3 protein-coding genes are annotated in these 4,955 nt (G+C 45.1%); all 3 read right to left on the reverse strand.

Annotated features, from left to right (window positions below; genetic code table 11):
* Positions 1 to 105: 105 nt before the first annotated feature.
* The 3 genes from GJ668_RS19235 to GJ668_RS19245 are packed head-to-tail and all read right to left on the reverse strand — an operon-like array spanning position 106 to position 4,769.
* Positions 106 to 831 (reverse strand): hypothetical protein, encoded by a 726-nt coding sequence (locus GJ668_RS19235; RefSeq protein WP_155451704.1) that lies wholly within the window; start codon positions 829 to 831, stop codon positions 106 to 108.
* Between the two features lie 30 nt (positions 832 to 861).
* A complete protein-coding gene (locus GJ668_RS19240) occupies positions 862 to 3,153 on the reverse strand; it encodes an InlB B-repeat-containing protein (RefSeq protein ID WP_155451705.1) in 2,292 nt (763 codons plus the stop codon).
* Positions 3,150 to 4,769, reverse strand: a complete 1,620-nt coding sequence (locus tag GJ668_RS19245; RefSeq protein WP_155451706.1) for a DNA/RNA non-specific endonuclease — start codon at positions 4,767 to 4,769, stop codon at positions 3,150 to 3,152. Before GJ668_RS19245 ends, GJ668_RS19240 begins: the two co-directional genes overlap by 4 nt.
* Positions 4,770 to 4,955: the final 186 nt, after the last annotated feature.

A 4,955-nucleotide genomic window follows, 5' to 3' on the forward strand; every position in this document is an offset into this window, starting at 1 on the left:
CAGGAACCGTTCACGGCGGGTCTGGTACTTCGGCTTCGGGGCGCGTTTCTTGGGCATCGTCGTCAGGCTGAGGGCGGTGGAGAACACAGGGCACAAGGGTATCACTCAGACCCCTTCGCCAAAACGGAATTGTTCAGCGTTTCCTATAGCGTTAGTATTATCGATAACCATTCTTCCCTCGTGTGAAGTATCAGTGCAGTCTTCAATTGCCGGTTCGTAACCGTTGGTTACATCTACTTTTACATAGCCTCCTTTCACGCTGATTTGAGGTTTTGCCTGACTCACAGGATTAACATAAGTCCAAAAGTGAAAATCCATCCCTCTTGCATCATATTGGTTCCATGAAATACCGTCATCATGGCTGACTAATCCCTCGCCTCTAGTGTACGGATTATCTGTATTTCCAGCCCATGAATAATAAACAGGAAAAACAGATTCTGAAGATAGGACGATTGCTAGCAAATCACCATTTTTGACCAATACTGAATCACTAGAAAAGTCAACATTCGTTAAATTACTTGAACTCGTTCCGACTTCGCTTGGCGTCAAATTTCTTGATGCTAATATTTCTTCTGTCGGCAAACCGTTATTTGTTGAACGTATTTCAACAACCAAGCTCTCTGTTGGTGAAGTAATGCGAGTATTCCATAACTTAACAGAACCTAAATAACCGGTTATTCCAACAGTAAAAGTTTGCGCTAAAGTATTAGATATTCTCACTTCTGGCAAACTAGCCCCACCTTGTATATCGTAGGATTGATCCAAGACCTGCACTGCGAATGCTGAATTAAATATCAAAATATTTGACAATATCAATAATATTTTTTTCATTAATTTACCCCTGAACTGAGCAAGTATTTTTTACTGGGTTTGAATACTGGCGATAAAGCGCCCGCCCGCTTGCACCTGAAAACCAGGGTTCAACTGAATGCGTGTGCCCGCCTCGAAGATGACCTGTCCCGTTGGTGCTACAACAAACTGCGAACCGGCTGTGATCGTGTCACAGGCGCTGAAACGCTGACTGTCATGAACCGTTTGCTGGCTCAAATTCAGTGTTGTTTCATGCGGGCAGGTGCCGCTGGGCTCAAATGTTGCGGTAACGGTTTGATTCTGATTCATCGATACGGAACACTGACCCGTTCCGGAGCACACACCGCTCCAACCGACAAACCGATAACCGGACTCAGGTAGCGGACTGAGTTGGACTGTCGTTCCTTCGGCATAGCTTTCGCTGCAATCAAAACCACAATCGATACCTGCCGGAGAACTCGTTACGGTTCCCAAGCCGGTTTTGGTGACATTCAACGTGTAGACTTTCGGTTGTGCTGTAGCGGAGAATTGTGCAAGTACGGTCTGATTCTGCTCCATCGATACAGTGCATTCTTGCGTGCCGGAGCACGCACCGCTCCAACCATCGAATTGATAGCCGATATCCGGGGTTGCCGAAAGCGTTACGATTGTGCCGGACTCAAAATTGGTAAAGCAGGTTGATCCACAGTCAATTCCACTGGGTGAGCTTGTGATCGTACCCTGACCAGCTTTGTTGATGCTTAAGGTGTATATCTGAGGGATCATATCCTGATCATCATTCATAATTTTTTGGATATAAATTTCATAGTCTCCAGCGCGATTATTTTCATTAGAGCTTAATCCAATTAATATATTCCAGTCAGCCACATTTAAATTTAAAATTTCCGTTGTGCATGACCCCTCGCTTACATGCAAAGCACCGGCACTTTTCCAAATATTTTTTTGCATAAACCATAACCATCCCTGGAAACCTTTTGAGCATAAACGTACTAGTATATCATTAGACTCAGTTAGGTTAAGATCAAATCCGTCCCAGTCTTCTTTATTTTCAATCTTGCCAAAAATCTTAGAGGGAAGAGAAATTAGTAGTTCGTTTCTACTAAAATCCTTAATTATTTCTTTAACAAGAACCTCATCAATTAATCCGTTGCAGTCATTATCAACTTCGTCATTTTGAATTTCTTCGGCACCTAAAAAAGTATCAGGATTTCTATCATCGCAGTCTCCTAACAAATTTGATTGAAAATCAACATCATAATCTTTGCATTCTGGCGGTAAATCTTCAGCATTAAGAATATTTTCATTTGCTCCAAACCAACGCAATTGATCAACGTAGCAATTATTAGGGTGTTCCAAATTTACTTTTAATGCTTGTAGCATAATTTCTTCTTGCTGTGGATCATTTTTTTCAAAATCAATGATTTCAATTTCTGCTAATGATCTGATAATATTTTGAATTTTATCAGGATTTAAATTTGCATGCGCTAACAAATGCCCACCCCAAATATTTTTTGATGGCACTTTGCATTTTTCTTCAACGACGCAGTTTTTCCAGCTTATATCTTCATTATTATTGAGCGCTTGAAGATAAGGATGTTTCCAGTATTTATATAGCGCAGCACGCCAATGCAAATCAGGAGATAAATTGTGGCGGCCAATTTTGGCATACCACATAACATAGTTTTCCATGAATGCAGTGTAAGCATGTGCATTATCATTAATATAATTAAATCTAGGTGAAACAAAATCAAAATTGTGAGTCATTTCATGTATTATAACTCCTGGTAAAATTCCGGCATCTAATTCTGTTTTTATTAAGTCAACATATTTATCAGACAATATTTCAACTCCTTTATAGGCTACATAGCCACAACCCCAACCACAAGTGCTAGGTATAAAAGCAATACTTAAAAGTCCTTCACGATTTTTTAGTTCCTTTGGCTCTTGTTGTAAAATCTCAACAAATTTTTCGTATAGATCATCAGCGCGATTAACAAGTATACCAATATCCTCATAACTCAAGCCGTCAATTTTTTCCCAGTCAACAGGAAACAAAACACGCACATGGCGTCCAGATAATTGCATTAATGTATAACTATTACCGTCGAATGCAGTGTAATAAACAGAATCAGGATTTTCTTCTGAAAAAAAATGCAATTCTATTTTGTTGCCATGCGTTATTTCAGTTTCCTGAACCGTCGGAACAATATAGTCTTTTTGTTCTAAAGAAGCATAAGGATCAAATTCCATTGCAGCTTTTGCGATTGAGGACGAAATGAATGAGGAAGAAATGAAAAAAAAACATATAAATAAAATTGTTTTCAAAAAATTCATCTTTTTCATAATTTAAATCTCTCAATACGTTCCCGATAGCGATTAAACTGTTCGCTCGTCAGGATTTCCTGACCCGGTCCTCCCGTCCAATTTTTTGGCTGACCATAGCTGCCATCAACTCTGGGCATAATTGCCAAATCGTTCAGGATCGCGTTGACGGCTCCACGCGGCTTAACAGAGCCGCTGACCAATGCCTCAACGTAGAAGCTCGTAATGCGCGGATCAATGTCATCTGCGGTACCAAAGAGGTTCTGGAAGATTTCACTGACTATCGACGTAGCAGTATCACGATCTACTGGATCAGTGTCCCATCCCATTTCATTGCTTAGGTAATGCTGTAACCCTGCACCCTGGGGTTTCCAGACGCTACCCTTGTTGTCACGCAAAACCGCGCCCCATTCGGTGAGTTCGTCGGCTGTGGCCGAACGACCGAAAGTACCGTAAAAGTAGGCATTGACCTTGCGGTAGTAGCCCTCAGCCGCCTCCTGATCGTCATCCATGAAAGTGGCCAAGACAGTTTTGGAACTGTCCATGTTGACCGTACAGGTTGACGCTGTACCTGAGCACGCACCGCTCCAACCGTTGAACAGGCTTCCAACCGCTGGTGTGGCCGAAAGCATTACGGTTGTGTCGGCTTCAAAGCTACCAGAACAGGTAGATCCACAATCAATCCCGTTTGGGGAGCTTGTGATAGTCCCCTGGCCCGCTTTGCTGAGGCTTAATGTGTAGTAATTCTCAACGCCCGGAACAAATTGCGGATCGATGCCCGGAAGGAAATCAATTCCGGTTCGTTCGACCAGGGTTTCGTAGCTGATCCTGTCGGCCCGATCCTCTTCATCGAGGTTATCGACCCAGTAGGCCCATGCCTGATTGCGATCGCTGTCGTAGATCAGTTTGTAGAGGTTGGTGGGAACGTAGACCTCGGCGTCCCAATCCCACACATAGTCGCGAGTTTCATCCTCGATCTCGGCCCACAGACCTCGATTTAGCGTTGGGGCTTGAGGAACGATATTGGCCAAGCTGAAACTCTGCGCCATGGCGTTGGGGTTGGGCATATCGGCGGCTGGGGCCATGTGGCCCCTGTCATGGCCAGATCCGGCATAGTCACTGAGTTTGGCGCGTTCAGCACTGGGTAAACGGGCTTCTTCGTAGAAATAGTCCGTGCGTTCCTCGTCAGCGGCATCAAGCAGACGATCTCGATTGAGATGTTCAGCTACGAACAGTGGCGTTTTCGATTCGCCGCTATGCAATACGGCGAAACTGTCGAAACAGAGTGCGCGCTGTTGTCCTAGAACTAGATCCTCAACGACAGGAGGGGTGTTGTTGGGGAACTCGCTTAAGCAATCCCCGAAGGTCAATGGATTTGGTTCGGGATCTGGCTCAGGAATGGGGTCAGGCGCTGGACTGATACCACAGCGCGTGCAGGTGCAGGAGGGACTGACGGTGCCATCCGCGCAGTAGACGAAACCGCTTGGGGTGCAGGCTTCGACGATGCCGCCGTGGGAAGAGCAACAACCAGGACATCCGGCTTCGACTAGACCCGGAACGATCAGGAACAGCCCAAGGACGCCCTGGAGGACGTGGGGCCATGCCAACCCTGATTTCCCTGCTCGAACCCGCTGCATCCCGTCTCCGTCGTCCTGAATCCGTTTGGATGGGGTATGTGTGGTGTTGACCGTCCCTGTCTGAACGTTGACGATCAGTGGATTGATCTAGATCTTACCAGCTTGTGTTACGCGATGTTCGACTTTTTGACGTGACTGAAAGACGTTGGCGCGACACCGCCGTCCTGGCTACGCTGAGAGGATCTG

It is taken from the genome of Allochromatium palmeri, assembly GCF_009720725.1.
GTDB classification, from domain to species: domain Bacteria; phylum Pseudomonadota; class Gammaproteobacteria; order Chromatiales; family Chromatiaceae; genus Thermochromatium; species Thermochromatium palmeri.